Origin of the sequence: Shimia abyssi (assembly GCF_003014475.1) — a bacterium.
Taxonomy (GTDB): Bacteria; Pseudomonadota; Alphaproteobacteria; order Rhodobacterales; family Rhodobacteraceae; genus Shimia; species Shimia abyssi.
The window spans coordinates 129,093-151,155 of sequence record NZ_PYGJ01000001.1; the positions used below are offsets into that span (position 1 = coordinate 129,093).

Consider the following 22,063-nt stretch of genomic DNA (forward strand, 5'->3'; position numbering starts at 1 on the left):
TAGTATGCCTTGTTTCAAGATTGATCAGGCCGCTGATTGAACCTGCACCTGCTCCAGCGCCTTTTCAACCACTTCCGGCCCTGCACCGGGACGCGTGGCGTTTTCCGAGATATACCGCCGCCAGCCGCGCGCGCCGGGGCGTCCGGCAAACAGCCCAAGCATATGCCGGGTGATCTGGTTGAGTTTGCCGCCATCAGACAGGTGCGCCTCGATATAAGGCAGCATCGCCAAGGTAACAGAATGGGCATCACTGACACGTTCCAGACCGTAGATGCGGCGATCCGCATCCAACAGAATATCGGCGGGCGTGTGATATGCGCTGCGCCCGATCATGACGCCGTCAAGCCCCTGATCAAGGTGCAACATCGCCTCGTCCAGCGTGGTGATGCCGCCATTGATCGAAATGTGCATATCGGAAAATGCCGATTTCATCGCGTGTACCAACGGGTAGTCCAACGGCGGAATGTCGCGGTTTTCCTTGGGGCTGAGCCCCTGCAACCACGCCTTGCGGGCATGGATGGACACGCGCGTCACCCCGGCGTTCCGTACCTTGGTCAGGAAATCGGGCAAAACATCGCGCGGTTCCTGATCGTCCACACCAATCCGGCATTTCACCGTTACTTCGACAGGCGACGCCGCGATCATGGCGGCCACACATTCGGCAACCAGATCGGAGGATTTCATCAGCACAGCGCCGAAAGTCCCTGATTGAACACGATCAGACGGGCAACCCACATTGAGGTTGATCTCATCATACCCCGCTTGCGCGCCAAGTCGCGTCGCTTCAGCCAGCTCCTTTGGGTCACTACCGCCAAGTTGCAGCGCGACCGGGTGTTCAGCAACGGAATACTTCAGCAGATGCAACGCCCCCCCCCGTACCAATGCCGGCGCTGTGACCATCTCTGTATAGAGAAGCGTTTGCGACGACATTAAACGATGCAGGTACCGGCAATGACGATCAGTCCAATCCATCATGGGTGCCACGCTTAAACGCGCGCTATGTTGGACGTCTGGCATTTTCGGTTTTAGAGATACTTGTGCCACAGTGGTCTGAACTCATCTTAGAGTAAACAAAATCGCTTTGCGCGTTCGGGACATATAGGCGTTTGAGAGCCGCGACACAAACCGTTGCGTATGCGTGCGGTATCTCGGGTTTGGCCCCGACCATCAGATGGCAGTTTTGTGGCGCGGTTCGCGTGGCAACGAAGCCGGTGTTTTGTGACGTTACACTATGTGCTGGAAGACATGCGCCGTGAAGATGAAGGCGCCTTTGTTGAGACAATCAGGCGCGCAAAACTGCGCACCTGATCGCGTTGCACCTAAGTCAGGTGATGGGAGGTGGGCTTACTCAACCGCTGGCACATACTTTCCCAGCCCAACCGCTTCGGCAAACGGAATTGGGTTAAAATACTCGCGGAAAAGGGTGATCTTTCCCTCGTCATCGAAATTGAACACTGTCATGTATTGCTGCAAATAGGGCTTCTCAGCGCCCTTAAAATCGATCATCCCGTCGATTTCCGCCAAAACCACGTTTGCGTCGTTTGTGGGGTAAATCGCCAGAATGTCGAAGCGTACGTGGTTGGTCGCGTCGGGAAAGCCAGCGAACAACTCGTGAATGCCCTCGCGTGTTTCGACACGGTTCATAAAGTTGCTGGGCGCATAAGGCATGTCCTGTACAGCTTCATCAGCCAGAAGCTCCGCAAATGAGGGCACATCCTTGTTTTCAAGGAATTGATAAAAATCTTTAATTGTCTGAATGTTAGCCGCCTGATCTGCTGCTACGGCGCCGCCAGATACAATTGTTGACGCCGCGATGGCTGCCGCTGCGAGTGTTGACCTGTTCATGGTAATCTCCTTGTTAGGTTGCTCGCATTCCCCTAAAGACCGAGCTGCCCTAATTTAAGGGTGGATTTTTCCGCAGTTAATGGGGCAATTTTCCACTGTTAACATGTATGAAATCCAACCTTAAAGGGATCGGAACGATGCGCCTGCCGCTTGTGATGCTTGAAATATTTACTGCCATAGCGGAGCACGGCAGCTTGCGAGGCGCAGCAGAATCTCTGGGCCTGACACCGTCAACTGTTAGCCATCAGTTGAAAAACCTGGAAACTCAGATTGGGACTAAATTGGTCGTGCGCACCTCGCGGTCGCTTAGCCTTACAGAAGCAGGAAAGGCACTGTTTGAGGGGACGGCGCCGGGTTTCTCCCAGATTGCACAGGGATTCGGAAACGCGCGTATGGCCGGTCAACGCCCGCGTGGCCCCCTAAATGTCGCCATGCCCGAACTGGCCTATCATGCAGTTCTGGCCGAAGCTTTGAGGCGGTTCCAGACAGAACACCCCGACATTGAACTTGAATTGTCGATTGGTGACGGGCTTGTCGACATTCTCAAAGACGGGCGCCACGCTGGAATCAGATCGGGTGAAATCATATCGGAAAACATGGTCGCCATCCGATTGACCCCCCCTCTCAGGCTCGCTGTTGCGGGGGCTCCGGGGTATTTTTCAATAAATGGCATACCGCAATCCCCTCAGGATTTGCAAAACCACAATTGCATTCGATACAGGTTTATCAGTTCAGGTCAGTTTGCGCCTTGGGTGTTTTCTGGCGAGGATGCGGATTACACGATTGCCGTGACCGGCAGCACGATCGTGAATTCCCTGCCTGTCGCGGTGAATGCCGCGATTGAGGAGTGTGGGCTGGTGTTTCTGTTGCGTGACTACATCAAAGAAGAAATCGACACAGGCAAATTGCAGGTTGTTCTGGATGACCATGCAACCCATACGGCGGGGTTGTTTTTGTATTTTCCTACGGAATACCGAAACTACAAACCTTTGCGCGCGCTGATCGACTTTCTCTAACAGGCGACCATTAGTTCTTCCGCGTGGAAGCCAGCGGGTTCCAATTTATGACAGCAAAGCAGAAAGCTGATTGCAAGCCCGCATGGCGCGGTCGGTTTTGCCATCCTTGATGAATTCCTGAATACGCTGAAGCGCCTCGCCCGTACTGATCGAGTCAAAGGCGAAGTGCGGGTTGTAGGCATCACGGCGGGCCGAGAAATAATACACCTCATGATCCTGCGCGCCGAAGGAGTATTTATACTCTTCATTGCCATGGCAGAAATCATAGAGCGTGAAGCCATTTTCAATGGCCCACTGGATCGAGAAAAAGTGCAGCGCCGCGCCGATGAACGGGTCTTTGGCGTCTACGTCGCGCCCGGCCACGATAAAGTGCACGCGTCCTCTTTCACGGTCCACAACATGGCCCAGCGCGCCCAATGTTCGATCCCCGAGACACAGCGAAGACAGGAACAGGTTGCCCTGTTTATGGGCTGTCATCAGCACATCGCGGTAGTTGGAAGACACTTTAGTTGCCGTCGCCTCGCCTCGGATTTCGCCCCTTTTACCCATCCAGTTGGTCAATAGGGTATCGATGTCCTGTTCGGCTGTTTCGGGTGTCGACACTGCAAAATGTGTCTCGTTGCTTTCGACGCGCATTCGCATGAACCGGCGCCATTTCTGACGGCGGTTGGCGCTGATCTGTTTGGTCAGAAAGTCCTCAAAATCATCGGGCAACGGCACCTGAGGGCACAACAGGTTATTTATGGTGCCGTCATTGATCATGTAGTCCTTGAACCGACCGGAACAGCCATTTGCATCCAGCGCGTTCAGGAAACGGCGCGCCCGGTTTTCCTGAACCACATAACGCATAGTCAGATAGGTCCAAGGCAATTGCACCAATTTGGCCGCGACCGCATCAATACCCTGCGCCTCAAAACGGGGGTCGCAGAGAAAGCCGGTATACTCGCTCCAGAGCAGGCGACCACCCGCTTCTATTTCCGAGTGAAACTCACCTTTGCTCCGGCTCCAGTGGACACGGTATTTCAGCGGCAACAAACACAGTATGTCCTGTGCGCCCGGTTCCGCGCGGACAACCAGAACGCTCCAACGAAATGCATTGTCGCGAAACGCCTCTGCCATCCAGTCCCAGTTCAGGAACATAGTCCCGTCGGGATCCTTGGACTGAAGCGTCTCCCATGCAGGTTTGAGGGCCTCGAACTCGGCCCAAGTGTCGACCACGTCGACATGCAGGGCACTGCCGGTCACGTTTGATGCATCCAGCTTCATGCGCGCATTCCTTCTGCAACGACACCTGACTGCAAGTATCCTTCCCGCAAAATGTCTTTAAAGAGTGACTCTGCCTCTTCGAAATCACGCGCAATCGGCGCGGTAAGGCTGTTGCGGTCGCCAAAGTGACGCCCAACCCGGCAGATTTGCGCGGCAAATTCGGGATGCACCCCGGCATCGTCATATTTACGAACCTTGGCTTTTGACAGCCAGCCTCGCTTCTTGGCCTCTTTCACGATCAGACCCAGACGCTGGGCACAATGAAACGTGACATAAAGCGAAAGATAGCTGAGGTAGTCATCCAGATCATGTCCACAGGTAGGATCGAAACAATCGATGACGATCCGCTCCATGTCTTCGGGCGTCACACACCATGCCTCGTCACCAATGAGCCAAGCCAGATCTTCGGCGCCATGGCGGGCACCACAATATTCAAAATCAAACCAGCGCAACACTTCATCGCCACCGATTGCGGCATTGCCAGAACGACAGTCCCATTTCACAAATTGCTGTCCGGGATGGTCCAGCGCGGTGCACAATTCATCCACGTCGAGCCCCATGACCCGACCGCTTGAATAATCTTCGAGCATTTGCGGGCCGGTGGCAAAGTTTTCGATCCAGCCGCGGTTCTGCCCAAGGTGAGGCACATTGTTATGCAGATCAGCAGCACGCCCCGCAGATTGAATGCGCAAGATCGACGTTACCGCCTCGGCTGCGAGATCAACGCGCTTTTCAGTTGGCACGGCCGCGATTTCTAGGTTCAGGCGGCGTCCACCGACGTCGGACTGAAACATGACTTCGTCGTGCAAGCCAAGGCATTCAGGTTGCAGGTCGCTGTGCGGCGATAGCTCTCTGAGCACAAACGCCTCAAGGTGGGTACGTCGAAAGTTGGGGCGCAACGTCGCTATGACAACACGATCGGTCAGATGCACACGGAAACTCGCTCGCCCTTCTCCACCGGGCGCTGCAATGCGGACAACCTTTTGTCCAAACACAGTCTCTGCGCTGGCGGCGATACGGTCCATCCGGGCGTTTCTCTTACTATCGGCCATGGCAACCTTTACCTCTCTTACAACGCGGTCCCCGCTCATCACGGGGGTGTCGCGGTACGTGTCGACATTGGTTAGTAAATCGCAATTCGGTCGAGAATGAGGACAAGCTGGGGCAAAGCCGCGCCAATGGCTTGATTCGCAAGTGTGCGTCTTTTTTGTGGCGCTCGATTGGTTCCGATCTCTCTCCAATCATGGTGTGAGAACACAGCACTGTTTCCAGATGCAGCACATTTTTAGCGGCAAGTGTCTAAAAACCAACGAAAATTTGTCATTTTTGGGGCACATCCCTAACGTCGCCGTATTGGGAAGTATGTGTGCACGCGCCACGCCGAGGTGGCCATGCATACCCGTGTGGGTGGGGGCCTCCTCGGGTGATGGTAGAAATGGAGGCATCAGGATGTCTAGGAGTTGGAATTCGAATTGGAATTGGGACAAGGTTGTTTACGAAAGTTCCGATTCTGGTGGCTGGGGCACCAAAGGGTCTGGCACCAAAGGGTCTGGCACTAAAGGATCCGGCACCAAAGGTTCCGGCACTAAAGGTTCCGGCACTAAAGGGTCTGGCACTAAAGGGTCTGGCACTAAAGGTTCGGGTACTAAAGGGTCAGGAACCAAGGGATCGGGCACCAAGGGGACCGGAACCAAAGGGACTGGAACCAAGGGTAGCGGCACCGGCGGGTCGGGGCATGATTGCGCCAGCACCAGCAAGTCTTATCACAATGGCGGCGTCGAAGGCGACGGGTTCGCTGATTGGTATGAAGATAAGCTCGCGGCGAAGGTCGACACGACCGCCAGCGAACCAGAACAGATTACTGTGCTTGATCTTTCGCAAGCGGGCGCAGCGTTTACGATCAATGTGACGGAAAACCCAGGCACCGGTTTGTTCTCTGGCTCGGTTGAGTTCCGCGGCGCAGATGGCGAGCGTGTGGCGTGGGGCCATTTCCGCAACGTGGACGAAATTCGCTATCCTGAGGATCCAACCAGCCCAACTTACACGATCAACGATCTCGAGGTCATCGATCTGGAGGGCCACGGGCCGGGTCTGCCTCCGAAAGTGTCGCTGGATAAGTATCTCGTCGAGGAAACTGTCGATCCGGACGGTGAAGAGCATGACTGCGACGACGATGACGACGACAACGGGTCAGGAACTAAAGGATCCGGAACCAAAGGGACCGGCACTAAGGGATCAGGTACCAAAGGGACCGGCACCAAGGGATCAGGTACCAAGGGGTCTGGCACCAAGGGATCAGGCACCAAAGGGTCTGGCACCAAGGGATCAGGTACTAAGGGGTCTGGCACCAAGGGTTCGGGCACCAAAGGGTCTGGCACTAAGGGATCGGGCACCAAGGGGTCTGGCACTAAGGGATCGGGCACCAAGGGATCGGGCACCAAGGGGTCTGGCACTAAGGGATCGGGCACTAAGGGATCGGGCACCAAAGGGTCTGGCACTAAAGGATCGGGCACCAAGGGAACTGGAACCAAGGGGACAGGCACCAAAGGGACTGGCACCAAGGGAACTGGCACCAAGGGAACTGGCACCAAGGGAACTGGCACCAAAGGGACCGGCACCAAAGGGACTGGCACCAAGGGAACTGGAACCAAGGGGACAGGCACCAAAGGGACTGGCACCAAGGGAACTGGAACCAAGGGGACCGGCACCAAAGGGACTGGCACCAAGGGAACTGGAACCAAGGGGACAGGCACCAAAGGAACTGGAACCAAAGGGACCGGGACCAAGGGATCGGGCACGATGGGCACATCGTCCAAGGCGGCCGCTGCAGGGTTGCCTCAGTTTGTCCCACATGCCGAAGACAAAAACGACGTCAACCTCGACGATATCTTGAACTTGATGAATCAGGATGTCGACGAGAACACCACCGGAAGCGGCACTGCCTCGGCTGGCGATGACGGTGTTGATGACATCATCATGATCTGATTAATACCAACCAATCATGCGCGGGCGCCCCTTAAAACGGGCGCCCGTTTGCGTTAGTTCAGGCGTCATACGCACAGCACAACTCTTTAACTGCGCGCGCTTCATAGGATTTGAGGATCTGGCCGCAAGCCGGACCAAATGCTCCAAAATCTGTCACCAGCTCTGGAAACACTGTCAGGATTTCCTGCCGCGCCTCGCCGCTGAGGGCCGTCTTTGCCATATCAGCTGGCAACAACGTCTCGCATTCGAGGTTGTTAGCAAACAAGGTATGATGTCCGCGCAAAAGGATGTGAAAATAGGTAACCCCCTGCTTTGGAACGCAGGTCCGTATGCTCTGATCGTTGATCAACGATTTGGCCGGAACCAAAACCTCTTCCTCTCCCATGAGCAGCTCGGCCCGCCAGTCGCGCAGCATTACACGGTGCTGCGGAGACAGGCGTAAAGGAGTTGCAGGTTGGTCAGGTGCCATTGCGTTGGCCTCAAGGAAGACAGGTTTCAGGTTTGGATGCGCAATGAGATCGGCGTGGCTTAGTTTACGTTCACCAATCCATTTGATCGCGCGCGCTTCGCCATCACCACACATGACCATGTCACCAACACTCAGGTCTTCGATCGGCACGTCTCCCATGGGCGTGCGAATGAGTGTTCCATCAGTAAAACACAAAACCGAGACTGTGCCGGTACCGTTCTTGGACACCGGGTCAATAGTCACAGTATGTGGCTGGCCATCTGTGCCTGTATAACTGAAGCGATAGACATCGCCCACTTCCTGAACGCTGTCAAACCCAGTGAAAATGAACTTGTCCAAGGCATCAAAACTTTTGATCTCAATATGAAAATCATCATCAAAGCCAGAGAGATCAAAGGTGAACCTGTCGTTACCACCGTCGCCGTCACCGGCCTCGGTCGATCTGTCCTTGCCCCAGAATGCAAAGACAATTGTGCCGCTGATATCGCCGCCATCTGTGACTTCGACGATATGGCGGTCATCTAGATCCCAATCGCCATCATCATCAAATTCCTCGAGAATATCTTTGCCGCTGATCTCGGGGCCTTCATACTCATCTTCATCCGCGCCGAGCGGGATTGTGAGGGTTTCTATCGCCATGGGACCACGTTCTCTGTGTTGTCACCAGCCATCGCTCGGGCACAAAACAGGATACGTGATACCACATTCAACTCTTCAACAATCAGTGCACCGCGATGGGCATTAGAAAAACCGTCGGAATATGCTCTTATGACAGTGTCAATTTTTTCGGGGAAGCGCTCAACAAGACCAATATGGCCCAATACATAATCCCACCCCCGTGGGCGCATCCGCGCGTTTTCGAAATCGCAGCCTAAAAGATGCCCTTCGGCATTGACCAGGAAATTATGGAGTGCTGCGTCATTGCGCGACAGGGCGCGACCACACAGGGGAATTTCAGACAAGACCTCACGCGCGATGGAAATCCGCTCCAGGTCCAAGGCTGTTCCGAACTTGGTCAGATAGCCGTACCAATTGCCAACGGCAGTTTCGCCCGGCACAGCGCTGTCCAGTTCTGCGAGCCATTTACCAAGGCTATATGCAAATTCGTCAGGTGTTTCGGTCAGCGGTGCATAGGCGTGACGGGCAAGGTCAGACCATTCACACACAATAAAGCGCGGAGAATCCGAAAACCCGAGGATGCGGGGAACCAAACCACTATCACGCAAAGCACAAAGCGATGCCTTCTCGCGCTGATAGGCACTGTCGGGCTGAGACATGTCAAACAGCTTCATGTAGGCGCAACGCCCACCAGCATGAACTTGTAGCGAAATGGCCGAATGTCCGTACTTGATCAGATCAAAGTCCAACCTCGCGCCGGGCTTACGCCCCGACACTAGCCGTGCGATGGCGTCAAACCGCCCTGAAAGCTGGCTTTTGACGAGGCCGTGCCACTGAGTGTGGTGCGGCTCGGACGTGATGGCGCGTGCGGTGCGCGGCATGTTCATCTGCTGTCCTCCAGGACAGAAGAAGGCGGGTCTTTTGCCTCCGGATTTCTAGTTAACGCCCCAATTCATGGGCTGACGTAAGGGCATACTGCCGGGTAAATTCGGATATCTTTAGGTCGAAAGGGGAAAAGAATGTGACAAATTAGCGGCTCCGCCCTCGTTTTGCCCCCGAGTCGCGCTTCGGTTTTGCGATTTGCCATCCTGCGCAGAGGCATGGTGCAAAATGTCACACCTCCGTAAAACTGGGTATTGGCGCTAACATCCTCACGGATCCGTGATCAAGCCCCAGCCAAAGGCACGGCGCAGTTCTGGCAACATGTTGCAAATGCTTGAGTTTTTACGAGTTTAGAAATTTGTTTACAGATTTTTCTCACCAGGAGGAAAAATATTTACAGTATTTTTCTTTCATTTCTGCATCTTATTTCAAAATTTTCACAATGACTTATGCTCCATCGTCAACTGGATAATGCAGTACTGCGTCGCCTCTCAGGCGGATCCGGCACGATAAATCTGACCGAGGGAGGAGCCTCTATGTCGACTGAAGCCACCGAAACCCGCAGCTATCCACCGTCAGCAGACCTTGCTGCCTCAGCACATATTGATGCCGCGCGTTATGACGCGATGTACGCCGCGTCTGTGTCTGATCCGGATGCCTTTTGGGGCGAGCACGGCAAGCGGATTGATTGGATCAAACCTTATACCAAAGTGTCCAACGCCTCATTTCAACCGGGCAATGTTGACATCAAGTGGTTCGAAGATGGAACGCTAAATGTCAGCGCAAATTGTATCGACCGGCATTTGGAAACCCGCGGCGATCAGACGGCAATTATTTTTGAGCCGGATGACCCGAACGAAGCTGCGCAGCACATCACCTACACTCAGCTGCATGGTGCGGTTTGCCGCATGGCCAATATCCTCGAAGAGTTGGGTGTGCGCAAAGGCGACCGGGTGGTGATTTATCTGCCCATGATCCCCGAAGCCGCCTATGCCATGCTGGCCTGCGCGCGTATTGGCGCGATACATTCGATTGTGTTTGCCGGCTTCTCCTCAGACGCATTGGGCGCGCGCGTTAATGGCAGCGACGCCAAGGTTGTGATCACCGCCGACACCGCACCGCGTGGTGGCCGCAAGACGGCGCTGAAATCCAATGTCGACGCCGCACTTTTGCACTGTAAGGACAGTGTGAAATGCCTTGTTGTGAAACGAACCGGCGATCAGACAACTTGGATTGACGGGCGCGATTTTGATTACAACGAGATGGCGCTTGAGGCGTCTGATTATTGCAAGCCCGCCGAGATGAACGCAGAAGATCCGCTGTTTATTCTTTATACCTCTGGATCTACCGGCCAGCCCAAGGGTGTGGTGCATTGCTCGGGCGGGTATCTGGTTTATGCCAGCATGACCCATCAATACACGTTCGATTATCACGAAGGTGACGTGTTCTGGTGCACCGCCGATGTCGGCTGGGTCACGGGGCACAGCTATATTGTTTATGGCCCACTGGCCAATGGCGCGACCACGGTGATGTTCGAGGGTGTGCCAACCTATCCAGATGCCAGCCGTTTCTGGCAGGTCTGCGAAAAGCATAAGGTAAATCAGTTTTATACCGCCCCAACCGCGCTGCGCGCCTTGATGGGTCAGGGCGACAGCTTTGTGGAGAGCTGCGATCTGAGTTCTCTGCGTATTCTTGGCACCGTGGGCGAGCCCATCAACCCCGAGGCGTGGAACTGGTACAACGACGTTGTGGGCGGTGGGCGTTGTCCGATTGTGGACACCTGGTGGCAGACCGAAACCGGCGGCCACATGATGACCCCCCTGCCCGGCGCACATGCGACCAAGCCCGGATCTGCGATGAAGCCGTTTTTTGGCGTTCACCCCGTGGTACTCGACCCGCAATCGGGTGAGGTGATCGAGGGCAATGACGTCGAAGGCGTGTTGTGTATCGATCAGAGCTGGCCCGCGCAAATGCGCACTGTTTGGGGCGATCATGAGCGGTTCGAGAAAACCTATTTTTCGGATTACAAAGGCTACTACTTTGCCGGTGACGGCTGCCGCCGCGATGCAGACGGCGATTACTGGATCACTGGCCGCGTCGACGACGTGATCAACGTGTCGGGCCACCGCATGGGCACTGCCGAGGTTGAAAGCGCGTTGGTCGCTCACGCTTCCGTCGCCGAGGCCGCTGTTGTTGGCTATCCGCACGACATCAAGGGACAGGGCATTTACTGCTACGTCACGCTGATGAACAATGCCGAACCATCAGACGAGCTGCGCAAAGAGCTGCGCACATGGGTGCGCACTGAAATCGGCCCGATCGCTTCGCCCGACCTGATCCAATGGGCCCCCGGTCTGCCAAAGACCCGGTCAGGCAAGATCATGCGCCGTATCCTGCGTAAGATCGCCGAGAACGACTATGGTGCGTTGGGCGATACATCCACGCTTGCGGAACCAGCTGTGGTCGATGACCTCATCGAAAACCGCATGAACAAGGTGTGAGCGCGATGTTGGACACAGCAAACACCGCCGCGCCCGTTCTGATCCTGCTGGGCCCTCCGGGGGCCGGCAAAGGTACACAGGCTCGTATGCTCGAAGACACTTACGGGCTTGTCCAGCTTTCCACCGGTGATTTGCTGCGCGCTGCGGTCGCGGCAGGCACCGACGCGGGTAAAGCTGCCAAAGCAGTCATGGAGGCCGGGGATCTGGTCAGCGATGAGATCGTGATTGCCATCTTGCGGGATCGGCTGGGCGACGAGGATTGCGCCAAGGGAGTGATCCTTGACGGTTTCCCGCGCACCACCGTTCAGGCCGAAGCGCTGGACGCGCTGTTGGCCGAAAGCGGCCAAAAGATCAACGCCGCGATCAGCCTAGAAGTGGAAGATGCCGCAATGGTGACGCGTATTTCGGGTCGTTACACCTGTGGCAATTGCGGCGAAGGCTATCACGACACATTCAAGCAGCCCGTGAAAAACGGTGCCTGCGACAAATGCGGAAGTACGGACATGAAACGACGTGCTGACGACAACGCCGAAACCGTGGCCAGCCGTCTTGAGGCTTACCACGCGCAGACGGCACCGCTCATTGCTTATTACAACGGCAAGGGCAGCCTGCAATCGGTCGACGCCATGGGCGATATTGATGCGATCGCAAGCAATCTGAGCGCAATCGTCAAAGCGGCGGTTGCGTAAAGGGGAAGCGCAGGGCGCCCATCCCAGGGCGTCCCTGTAGAGGAAACTGGAAAAGAGGGAGGAGGCATTCATGGCCGAGAACTCATCCAATAGTGAATACTGGTCCGCGAACGTGCGGATCATCCTGATCAGCCTGGTTATCTGGGCCGTGGTCAGTTTCGGGTTTGGCATTCTGCTGCGCCCTATGCTGAGCGGCATTGCCGTCGGCGGCACCGATCTGGGCTTTTGGTTCGCTCAACAAGGTTCGATCCTGGTCTTTCTGGCGCTGATTTTCTTTTACGCCTGGAAGATGAACAAGCTCGACGCTGAACATGGCGTTGAAGAGTAAAGGGGCACAAAAACAATGAGTCAGTTTGCAATCAACCTGATGTTTGTGGGTGCGTCCTTTGCGCTCTACATCGGTATCGCGATCTGGGCCCGCGCGGGTTCCACATCTGAGTTTTACGCTGCCGGACGCGGCGTTCATCCCGTCACCAACGGTATGGCGACAGCGGCAGACTGGATGTCTGCGGCCTCGTTCATTTCGATGGCGGGCCTCATCGCCTTTACCGGCTATGACAACTCGTCCTTCCTGATGGGCTGGACCGGCGGCTACGTGCTGCTTGCGCTGTTGCTTGCGCCATATCTGCGCAAGTTTGGCAAATTCACAGTGTCCGAGTTCATTGGCGACCGTTTCTACAGCCAGACCGCCCGCATCGTGGCCGTTATCTGTCTGATCGTGGCATCCACCACATACGTGATCGGTCAGATGACCGGTGTTGGTGTTGCCTTTGGTCGCTTCCTCGAAGTTTCTAACACTTCGGGTCTGTTGATCGGCGCCTGTGTGGTCTTTGCCTATGCTGTTTTTGGTGGCATGAAGGGTGTGACCTATACGCAGGTGGCACAGTACTGTGTTCTGATCACCGCCTACACCATTCCGGCGATCTTTATCTCGCTGCAACTGACCGGAACGCCGATCCCGGCGCTGGGTCTGTTTGGCGACCACGCCGCCTCGGGCGAGCCACTGTTGATGAAGCTGGACGCGCTGGTGAAAGAGCTTGGCTTTAATGAGTACACGGCACACCACGCCGACACGCTCAACATGGTTCTGTTCACGCTGTCCCTGATGATCGGTACTGCGGGTCTGCCACACGTGATCATGCGCTTCTTTACCGTGCCGCGCGTTGCTGACGCACGCTGGTCTGCGGGTTGGACACTGATCTTTATCGCGCTGCTCTATCTGACGGCTCCGGCTGTGGGTGCGATGGCGCGTCTCAACATCACCGAAATGATGTGGCCCAATGGCGGAATTGATGGTGGCGCTGTGACGGTGCAACAGATCGAAGAAGAACCGCGTTATGACTGGATGGCGACTTGGCAGAAAACCGGTCTTCTGAATTGGGAAGACAAGAACGGCGACGGCAAAATCCAGTACTACAACGACAAGAATGCCGATCTTCAGGCTGTTGCTGAGGAAAAAGGCTGGGAAGGTAACGAACTGGTCAAGTTCAACCGTGACATCCTTGTTCTGGCCAACCCTGAAATCGCTAACCTGCCCTCTTGGGTGATCGGTCTGGTTGCTGCTGGTGGTTTGGCTGCTGCGCTGTCGACCGCTGCTGGTCTGTTGCTGGCGATCTCTTCGGCGGTGTCTCACGACCTCATCAAAGGCGCGATCAATCCGGCCATCTCGGAAAAGAACGAGCTGTTGTCGGCACGGATCGCCATGGCCGTAGCCATCGCAGTTGCCACCTATCTGGGCCTCAACCCTCCGGGCTTTGCGGCGCAAACCGTGGCGCTGGCCTTTGGTCTGGCAGCGGCGTCGATCTTCCCGGCGCTGATGATGGGTATCTTCTCGACCAAGATCAACAACACGGGCGCCGTCGCAGGGATGCTGGCCGGTCTGTCGGTGACGTTGCTCTACATCTTCCTGCACAAAGGCTGGTTCTTTGTTCCGGGCACCAACAGCTTTACGGATGCTGATCCGCTGTTGGGCACGATCAAGTCGACCTCGTTTGGTGCGATCGGTGCTCTGGTGAACTTTGCGGTGGCTTACATCGTGGCCAGCGCGACAAAAGAGACCCCGCAGGAGATCAAGGATCTTGTTGAAAGCGTGCGTATCCCCAAAGGCGCAGGCGCAGCTCAGGATCACTGATCCCCAAAGACGCGGTGGCCCGTTCCCTCCCTTTTTGGGCCACCGCGTTTCTTAACACCGTCCCGCCCGTATTTTCGGTCGGGACATCCTTGTTTTTTGAGGTGCATCATGGCGCTGACAATGGATCAGAAAATCCGGTTTTTGCAATCGGTCCACCCCTATGACGCCCTCCCCCCCGAGGCCCTGCCCGAGATCGCGGAACAGTTTTACGCGACCCATGTTCAAAGTGGCGAACAAGTGTACACGCTGGGTGATACGCTTGCGGGGCTTTATCTGATTTACCAGGGCCAGGTCGAAGTGCGCGACGAACACGATATCGTTGTGTCCCATCTGGGCCTGCGAAACTCGTTTGGCGAACGGGGCCTGATGCGCGACGGGGTCGCCGTGACCAGCGCGCGCGCCGAGGAACCCTCGCTCCTTTTGATGCTGCCGCGGGCCAAGTTTGCGCAATTGCTTGAAACCTATCCCGCCGCCGAGCGATTTTTTGACCGCTCACGTGGTGGTCGCAAGGCCCGCCCGAACGATCTCGCCACGAGCCGGGTCGATACGTTGATGGCGCGTGATCCATTGACGGTTTCCGCCTCAGACACCGCATTGCGTGCGGCGCAGATGATGCGTGATCACGGGATTTCATCGCTCTGCATCACGGCGACGCACGGCCTGGAAGGCATCGTGACCAACCGTGATCTGGTGTCAAAGCTGCTGGCACAGGCCCTGTCCCATGAAACGCCTGTCGGAACGATTATGACCCGCGCGCCCCTGACCCTGCCCTCTACCGCGATTGGCTCGGACGTGTTGCACGCGATGATGGAGCACCGGATCGGGCATATCCCGATCGTCGATGCCGGACGCCTTGTTGGCATGGTCACGCAAACCGACTTGACCCGTTTTCAGGCGATCAGCTCTGCCGAGCTGGTGTCCGAGGCGGCGCGCGCTGAAACTGTTGCTCAGATGGCCGAGGTCACCGCCCGCATCCCCCAGTTGCTGGTGCAACTGGTCGCCGGGGGCAATCGGCATGAGATTGTCACACGCCTGATCACAGATATTGCCGATACGGTTACGCGGCGACTTTTGGCGATGGCCGAGGATCATCTGGGCCCGGCACCGGTGCCCTATCTATGGCTTGCCTGCGGCAGTCAGGGACGGCAGGAACAGACCGGCGTCAGTGATCAGGACAATTGCCTGATCCTTGACAACGCTGCGACCGAAGATATGCGGACAGGCTACTTTGCAGAGCTGGCCAAGTTTGTGTCCGACGGGCTGGATGCCTGTGGGTATTTTTATTGCCCCGGCGACATGATGGCGACCAATCCGCGCTGGTGCCAGCCGCTGAGCGTGTGGAAGGGGTATTTCAGCGGATGGGTCAACACCCCCGATCCAGAGGCGCAGATGCTGGCCAGCGTAATGTTCGATCTACGCCCGATTGGCGGGCATATGGCCTTGTTTGACGATCTTCAGGACAACACACTGGACGCAGCCTCAAATAACTCGATCTTTGTGGCGCACATGGTGTCGAACTCATTGAAACATCATCCACCATTGGGGCTGTTACGCGGCTTTGCCACGATCCGCTCGGGCGAGCATAAGAACCAATTGGATATGAAGGCCAACGGTGTGGTCCCGGTGGTTGATCTGGGCCGGGTCTATGCCTTGCAAGGGCGGCTGCGCCCCGTCAACACCCGCGCGCGTCTTGAAGCGGCAGCGGCAGCAGGCGTGTTGAGCGCGTCCGGTGCGGCGGATCTGCTGGACGCCTATGACCTGATCGCCGAAACGCGGTTGGAACATCAGGTTGCCCGCATAAAACAGGGACAAAAGCCCGACAATTATCTGAGCCCGGCAGACCTTTCGGACTTTGAGCGAAGTCATTTGCGCGATGCCTTTGTGGTGGTCAAATCGCTGCAATCGGCAATCGGTCATGGCCGGGGTATGTTGGGGTAACTCGAGGACGCCCGCCCGGGCGGAGGAGACATCCGGGCAGGCAGACACAATCAAAGGGAGGACGACCATGTTCCTTGAACTCGTCGCCACATTCATCGCCGGAATTGCCGCAGCAGGCATTGTGATGCTGATCAACCGCGCTACGGGACGCCGCCTGCCCCGATGGCTGACGCCCGTTGTTGCCGGAGGTGCAATGATTACCGCCACGATCACCAGCGAATATGGTTGGTATGACCGCACCCGCGATACCCTGCCCGACGGGTTCGAGGTGGTGCAAACCGTGGAAAGCCAGGTGTTCTATCGCCCGTGGACTTTTGCCAAACCGTTTGTTGAGCGGTTTGTGGCGCTGGATCAGGCATCGGTGCGCACTAACCAGTCATTGCCCGACATGCGCATGGGTGATCTGTTCTTCTATGGCCGCTGGTCACCGCTCAACCGAATGACGGTGATGGCCGATTGCGTCGACAATCGCCGTGCCGCGCTGGTGGATGCGGTCGAATTTGACGGACAAGGCAATGTGAGCGGAGCTGACTGGGTGCGCGTCCCTGCCTCTGACCCGGTTCTGGCGGCGATCTGCAAGGTGGCGTGATGTTGACCGGGCTGTCCCTGCGGGTTCGCATCCTGCTGTTCTTTGCACTGATTGCGATTGGCGGTGCGGCGATCGTCTCTTTGGCGCTCTATCTTGGGTATCGCAATGCGCTGAACGACGGTGTGGGCGCAGGCTTTGTACTGGCCGGTGTCCTCTCAGGCTTTGGCCTGATGGGATTGGCAGCGGGGATCTGGCTTTTGTTTGACGAAAACGTTGCCAAACCGATTGAGCGAATTGCAGCCACCATGCGCACCCACGCCCATGCTCGCGTTGACACAAATGTAGACACACATGCGGCGCGCTATCTTGGCGATCTGGCCCCGGCGGCGGCGGCCGTGTCGACCCAGCTCAGCCAGTCCACGATGGACACTGCCCAAACCGTTGCAACCGAGACCGAGCGCCTGTTGGACGAAAAGCGCCGCCTGACAGCTTTGCTCAGCGAAATACCCGTGGCCATGGTGCTGGTCAGCCCTGCGCACAAGATTGTGCTCTATGATGGTCAAGCCGCCGAAGCGCTGGCGCAGGTGGCCCCTCCGCGCCTGAATGCGTCTGTATTCGACTATCTTGAGGAAGACGCGCTGATGCGTGCCCATGCGCGTCTTGACGACGGGCTGACCGAGGTGGCGTTTGATGCGGTGGGCGCCGGGGGCGCATATCACTTTGAAGCGCGTCTAAAGCCGCTGGGCCACGCGCCGGGCTATATGATCCTGATTGACGACGCCCATATCGACATTTCCCCCGAGGACGCGCGCCCGCTGACGTATGATTTCGACTTGGTTGACGCGGTCCAGCCCAGCGATGTGATGAACACGCCGCTGATGGACATGACATTTGTTGTGTTTGACAGCGAAACCACCGGGTTGCTGCCGCACAAAGACGAGATTGTTCAGTTGGGGGCGGTGCGAGTCCTGAATGGTCGCATTGTTGCAGGCGAGCAAATTGATCAACTGGTAAATCCGGGCATGACCATCCCGGCAGCCTCGACCAAGGTGCACCACATCACCAACGAAATGGTGGCCAACGCGCCGTCGATCAAGCCGGTGGCTGATGAATTCCATCATTTTGCGCGCGGTTCGGTGATTGTCGCCCATAACGCGCCGTTCGACATGGCGTTTCTGCATCGGCAGGCCAAGTCGATGGAGATTACATGGGATCACCCCATTCTGGATACTGTGTTGCTGTCTGCGGTGCTGTTTGGCGCGTCTGAAACACATACGCTGGATGCGCTGTGCGACCGGTTAAATGTAACCATCCCACCCGATTTACGCCACACCGCTCTAGGCGATGCGCAGGCCACTGCCGAGGTGCTGTGTCACATGTTGCCGATGTTGATCAGCATGGGCCATGACACGTTTGGAAAAGTGATCGAGCAGACACGCAAACATGGGCGCCTGCTCGAAGATCTCAATTAACTGGCCAGCCGCTCAAACAGCCGTGCCACCGCCTCGGCACCGGGATCGATATGGCCGCGCAGTTGTTCAGAGTTGATGTAGGATGCACGCCCAGCGCGGGCGCGCAGCATATTGGCCGTTTTGTTGGCCCCTTCGCGCGCCGCCATCGCCGCATCCGGCAGCCCGCCTTCCAACTGGTCCAGCGCGGGTTTGAGCGCGTCGATCATTGTCCGGTCCCCCAATTGGGCGCCGCCAATCTCTTGCATCCGCTTCAGACCAACATGCAGCGCGTCACGCATCGACATGCCGCTCGAGGCCGCATCCCCTGCCGCCGCAAAGAATATTGCAAGCAACACCCCAGACGATCCCCCCATGGTCTGACTGAGTTCCTGACCAATCGCGCGGTAAAGCTGTGTGTGGTCGGCCAGCGGCAATCGGTCCATCGCCGCAATCAGCGCCCGCGACGCCCCCGCCAGTGTCGAGCCGGTGTCACCATCCCCGGATTTTGCATCCAGCGCGTTCAGGTCCGTTTCGGCGGCAATCAGGATTTCACAGCAACGGGTCAGAAATGATCGCGTCTCTTTGTGATCAGAGGCCAGCGGCTTGATCGGTTTCAACCCGTCCGGCAGATCAAGCACCGGCACGTCCACAACCCGGTTCACACCCGGCCACGCAACGAGCGGTGTTTTGGACTGCAACGCCATCAGATCTTCGGTGGGTGCAGGATAGATCGACACTGAAAACCCATGCATCTCAAGTGATGTCATCATGGCGGCAGGACCAACCATATGACTAAGCTGTGCGCCAATCGGAGAATTGGTCAGCTCATGAGCAAGGATCGACATTTCCAATACAGACGCCCCCCCCAGATTGTTGAGCAACGCCACATAGCGCTTGTCCGGATCCATCGACGCGCCAAGCTTGTCCACCACCATTGCAATCGCGGTTTTGGCGTTGGAATAATCCACCTGTTCAATACCCGCCTCGCCATGAATGCCCAGCCCCAGCTCGGCCTTGCCCGCCGGGATGCGTTCTTCCTTTGGCGCCCCCGGTACGGTGCAGGTATCCAGCGACATGCCAATTGACGCGGTCCCAGCAATCACACGCTCGGCCGCTTTTGTAACAGCTGACAGATCCGCGCCATTTTCAGCCATTGCACCAACGACCTTGTGCACGAACAACGTGCCCGCCACCCCACGCGCCTGAGGCAGATCCGGCAAGGCCACGTCATCATCGACGATCACAATGTTCACGTTCAGCCCAAAGGCCCGCGCGCGCTCGGCTGCAAGTCCAAAGTTGAGCCGATCACCTGTGTAGTTCTTGACGATCAACAGACAGCCCGCAGGGCCCGTGACCGCCAGAATGCCGGCCAGCACGCCGTCCACCGAAGGAGAGGCGAACACATCACCGCAAACCGCCGCCGTCAGCATCCCTTCGCCCACGAACCCGGCATGGGCCGGTTCATGTCCTGAACCACCGCCCGACACCAGCGCCACCTTGGACTTGTCCCAATCAGTACGCACCACGACACGGATATGTGGATAGCCATCCAACCGCGCCAGCCGCCCGCCCGACGTTGCAATCACACCGTCCACCGCTTCGGCCACGATGTCTTCTTTCTTGTTTATGAAATGGGTCATATTGGTCTCTTTCACTGAATCCGAGCGCCAGCGGCGTCAAAGAAAAACGGGTTATTTGGGGCGATTTTGACGATATCGCCTGATTTCAGCGGGGTGTGGGCATCTGTAACAGTGATCAGGTCATGGTCACGAAAAGACAAGTGTAATCGGGTCTGATCGCCCAGATGCTCGACACGGGTCACGAGGCTGTCCTGACCATCACCCTGCCCGATTTGTTCGGGGCGCAGGCCAATTGACTTGGCACCGCTGGGCGCATGACCAAACAGGTCCGCAGGTAGGATGTTGATCCGAGGTTGCCCAAGGCGGCTGGCGGCATAGATGCTCACCGGATCCTCGTAGATTTCACGCGGTGCGCCAAACTGAACCAATTTGCCCTGATCCAGAACACCCACATGGGTGGCCATGGTCATGGCTTCGATCTGATCATGGGTCACGTAAAGCAGCGTGGCACCGCTATCGGCCTGAATGCTCTTAAGTTCGACCCGCAGATCAGCGCGCAGCTTGGCATCCAGCGAGCTGAGTGGTTCATCCATAAGGTACACTTCGGGATTGCGCACCAAGGCCCGCCCAATCGAGACGCGCTGCATCTCTCCGCCCGACAGGGCGGTGGCCTTATTCTCAAGCTTGTGGCTGATCTGGAGCGTTTCGGCCACACGGTGGACCGTCTGCTTGATCTGATCCTCATGTGTTTTCAACAGCGGTGAGCGCAGCGGAAAGGCAAGGTTCTCATAGACGGTCAGATGTGGATAAAGCGAGTACTGCTGGAACACCATTGTCACATTGCGTTGTGCGGGGGTCAGCCCGTTAAGCAACTGACCATTCATCAGCACCTCGCCATCATCTGGCTGATCCAACCCAGACACCATGCGCAGTGTCGTTGTTTTGCCAGCACCTGTCGGCCCCAAGAGAACAACAAAGGCACCATCAGGCACTGTCATTGACACATTGTCCAACGCAACTGTGTCGCCATAGCGTTTCGTTACATTGCGAAGCTCAACCTCAGCCATGGTTCAGAACCCCCTCATTTCCGGCAGAGAGCAACGCCCTGCCCTTTTCTGTTTCAAACACGGTGATCGTGCGTTCATCAAAACGCAGCCCGGTTTTTTCGCCCACAACCGCACGGTCGCTGGACGCGATCCGCGCCTTGATATCTCCGTGGGGGGTGTTCAGCGTCACGATCTGGGTTGTGCCCAGATACTCGGTGGCGACGACCTCTGCGCGATAATCAGAGGCGTCATCAAGATGCACATGCTCGGGCCGCACACCCAGCGCCAGATCGCCCCGCCCGCCTGCGTGTTGTTCGGGCACTCTTATCTCACTCTCGCCAAGCGCCACCGAGGTGGTCCCGCTGCCCACGATCCCGTGGAAATTAAGGAAGTTCATTGAAGGGGATCCAATAAAGCTGGCGACAAACATGGTTGCGGGCCAGTCATAGATATCCTGTGGCACGCCAAACTGTTCGACCACCCCGTGGTTCATCACCACGATCTTGTCGCCCATCTGCATCGCCTCAAGCTGATCATGGGTCACATAAACCGTGGTTGCGCCCATCCGGTCGTGCAACGCGCGCAGTTCTTCGGACATGTGTTCGCGAAACTCTGCGTCCAGCGCGCCCAGCGGTTCATCCATGAAGAACGCCTTGGGATCGCGCACAATCGCGCGCCCCAGCGCCACGCGTTGACGATCCCCTCCGGACAAACCACCCACCGGTTTCTTCAGGATATCGGTGATCCCAAGGATCTGGGCCACCTCGTCAACCTTCCGTTTTACCTGAGGTTTTGGCATCCCCTGGCTGAGCAAAGGATAACTGATGTTCTTGCCCACATTCATATGCGGATAAAGCGCAAACATTTGGAACACAAAGGCGATATCGCGCTGGCTGGCGGGCTTCATGCCCACTTCCTCGCCGTCGATAAAGATCTCGCCGCTTGTCGGCAGCTCCAACCCCGCCATCATGCGCAAGGTGGTGGTTTTACCACAGCCCGACGGGCCCAGTAGCATAAAGAACTCACCATCCTCAATTGTGAAACTCGAAGACTGCACTGCCGTAAACGACCCGAAGTCCTTGCGCACGTTTTCAATACATATCTGTGCCATTTGGGA

The 22,063-nt window shown here is 56.8% G+C and carries 18 protein-coding genes; 9 read left to right on the plus strand and 9 right to left on the minus strand.

What is annotated here, in order from left to right:
- Positions 1-24: 24 nt before the first annotated feature.
- Together dusA and CLV88_RS00635 are read right to left on the minus strand one after the other, a co-directional pair.
- Positions 25-1,017: a tRNA dihydrouridine(20/20a) synthase DusA gene (dusA, locus tag CLV88_RS00630; protein WP_106606436.1), complete on the minus strand. Its 993-nt coding sequence runs from the start codon at positions 1,015-1,017 to the stop codon at positions 25-27.
- 327 nt (positions 1,018-1,344) lie between these two features.
- The gene (locus CLV88_RS00635) at positions 1,345-1,845 is read right to left on the minus strand and encodes a nuclear transport factor 2 family protein (protein WP_106606437.1); all 501 of its coding nucleotides are present in this window, start codon (positions 1,843-1,845) and stop codon (positions 1,345-1,347) included.
- Between the two features lie 137 nt (positions 1,846-1,982).
- On the opposite strand from CLV88_RS00635, the gene CLV88_RS00640 reads away from it, so the two are divergent.
- Positions 1,983-2,861 carry a LysR family transcriptional regulator gene (locus tag CLV88_RS00640; protein ID WP_165798778.1) on the plus strand — a complete coding sequence of 293 codons (879 nt, stop codon included), beginning with the start codon at positions 1,983-1,985 and terminating at the stop codon, positions 2,859-2,861.
- 45 nt (positions 2,862-2,906) lie between these two features.
- Here the strand turns inward: CLV88_RS00640 and CLV88_RS00645 are convergent, their stop codons facing one another.
- Entirely contained in the window at positions 2,907-4,127 is a 1,221-nt protein-coding gene (locus CLV88_RS00645; RefSeq protein ID WP_106606439.1) for a GNAT family N-acetyltransferase, read from the minus strand.
- Complete coding sequence (locus CLV88_RS00650; protein WP_243403528.1) at positions 4,124-5,179, minus strand: phosphotransferase family protein; 1,056 nt, start codon at positions 5,177-5,179, stop codon at positions 4,124-4,126. Before CLV88_RS00650 ends, CLV88_RS00645 begins: the two co-directional genes overlap by 4 nt.
- 397 nt (positions 5,180-5,576) lie before the next feature.
- Here CLV88_RS00650 and CLV88_RS22915 point away from each other — a divergent pair, with 397 nt between their 5' ends.
- Positions 5,577-7,112 carry a hypothetical protein gene (locus tag CLV88_RS22915; protein ID WP_165798779.1) on the plus strand — a complete coding sequence of 512 codons (1,536 nt, stop codon included), beginning with the start codon at positions 5,577-5,579 and terminating at the stop codon, positions 7,110-7,112.
- 58 nt (positions 7,113-7,170) lie between these two features.
- Here CLV88_RS22915 and CLV88_RS00665 read toward each other — a convergent pair whose 3' ends face one another.
- Together CLV88_RS00665 and CLV88_RS00670 are read right to left on the minus strand one after the other, a co-directional pair.
- Entirely contained in the window at positions 7,171-8,220 is a 1,050-nt protein-coding gene (locus CLV88_RS00665) for a Hint domain-containing protein (RefSeq protein WP_106606442.1), read from the minus strand.
- Positions 8,211-9,086, minus strand: coding sequence for a hypothetical protein (locus tag CLV88_RS00670; protein WP_106606443.1), 876 nt, complete (start codon positions 9,084-9,086; stop codon positions 8,211-8,213). The genes CLV88_RS00665 and CLV88_RS00670 overlap by 10 nt, the downstream gene beginning before the upstream one ends.
- Positions 9,087-9,617: 531 nt before the next feature.
- Here CLV88_RS00670 and acs point away from each other — a divergent pair.
- From acs to CLV88_RS00705, 7 genes are all read left to right on the plus strand, one after another.
- Positions 9,618-11,582 carry an acetate--CoA ligase gene (acs, locus tag CLV88_RS00675; RefSeq protein WP_106606444.1) on the plus strand — a complete coding sequence of 655 codons (1,965 nt, stop codon included), beginning with the start codon at positions 9,618-9,620 and terminating at the stop codon, positions 11,580-11,582.
- A gap of 5 nt (positions 11,583-11,587) precedes the next feature.
- Positions 11,588-12,271 carry an adenylate kinase gene (locus CLV88_RS00680; RefSeq protein ID WP_106607038.1) on the plus strand — a complete coding sequence of 228 codons (684 nt, stop codon included), beginning with the start codon at positions 11,588-11,590 and terminating at the stop codon, positions 12,269-12,271.
- 70 nt (positions 12,272-12,341) lie between these two features.
- A complete protein-coding gene (locus CLV88_RS00685) occupies positions 12,342-12,599 on the plus strand; it encodes a DUF4212 domain-containing protein (protein WP_106606445.1) in 258 nt (85 codons plus the stop codon).
- Between the two features lie 15 nt (positions 12,600-12,614).
- Positions 12,615-14,402 (plus strand): sodium:solute symporter family protein, encoded by a 1,788-nt coding sequence (locus CLV88_RS00690; RefSeq protein ID WP_106606446.1) that lies wholly within the window; start codon positions 12,615-12,617, stop codon positions 14,400-14,402.
- Between the two features lie 108 nt (positions 14,403-14,510).
- Entirely contained in the window at positions 14,511-16,340 is a 1,830-nt protein-coding gene (locus tag CLV88_RS00695) for a DUF294 nucleotidyltransferase-like domain-containing protein (RefSeq protein ID WP_106606447.1), read from the plus strand.
- Positions 16,341-16,407: 67 nt separating this feature from the next.
- Positions 16,408-16,929 carry a hypothetical protein gene (locus CLV88_RS00700; RefSeq protein ID WP_106606448.1) on the plus strand — a complete coding sequence of 174 codons (522 nt, stop codon included), beginning with the start codon at positions 16,408-16,410 and terminating at the stop codon, positions 16,927-16,929.
- On the plus strand, positions 16,929-18,341 hold the full coding sequence (locus tag CLV88_RS00705) for a 3'-5' exonuclease (RefSeq protein ID WP_106606449.1): 1,413 nt from the start codon (positions 16,929-16,931) through the stop codon (positions 18,339-18,341). The genes CLV88_RS00700 and CLV88_RS00705 overlap by 1 nt, the downstream gene beginning before the upstream one ends.
- Here CLV88_RS00705 and CLV88_RS00710 read toward each other — a convergent pair.
- Genes CLV88_RS00710 through CLV88_RS00720 form a run of 3 tightly spaced genes read right to left on the minus strand, consistent with a single transcriptional unit; the run spans position 18,338 to position 22,057 of the window.
- Positions 18,338-19,960, minus strand: a complete 1,623-nt coding sequence (locus tag CLV88_RS00710; protein ID WP_106606450.1) for a dihydroxyacetone kinase subunit DhaK — start codon at positions 19,958-19,960, stop codon at positions 18,338-18,340. The genes CLV88_RS00705 and CLV88_RS00710 overlap by 4 nt on opposite strands.
- Positions 19,961-19,971: 11 nt before the next feature.
- On the minus strand, positions 19,972-20,967 hold the full coding sequence (locus CLV88_RS00715) for an ABC transporter ATP-binding protein (RefSeq protein WP_106606451.1): 996 nt from the start codon (positions 20,965-20,967) through the stop codon (positions 19,972-19,974).
- Positions 20,960-22,057, minus strand: a complete 1,098-nt coding sequence (locus CLV88_RS00720; protein WP_106606452.1) for an ABC transporter ATP-binding protein — start codon at positions 22,055-22,057, stop codon at positions 20,960-20,962. Before CLV88_RS00720 ends, CLV88_RS00715 begins: the two co-directional genes overlap by 8 nt.
- Positions 22,058-22,063 lie beyond the last annotated feature (6 nt).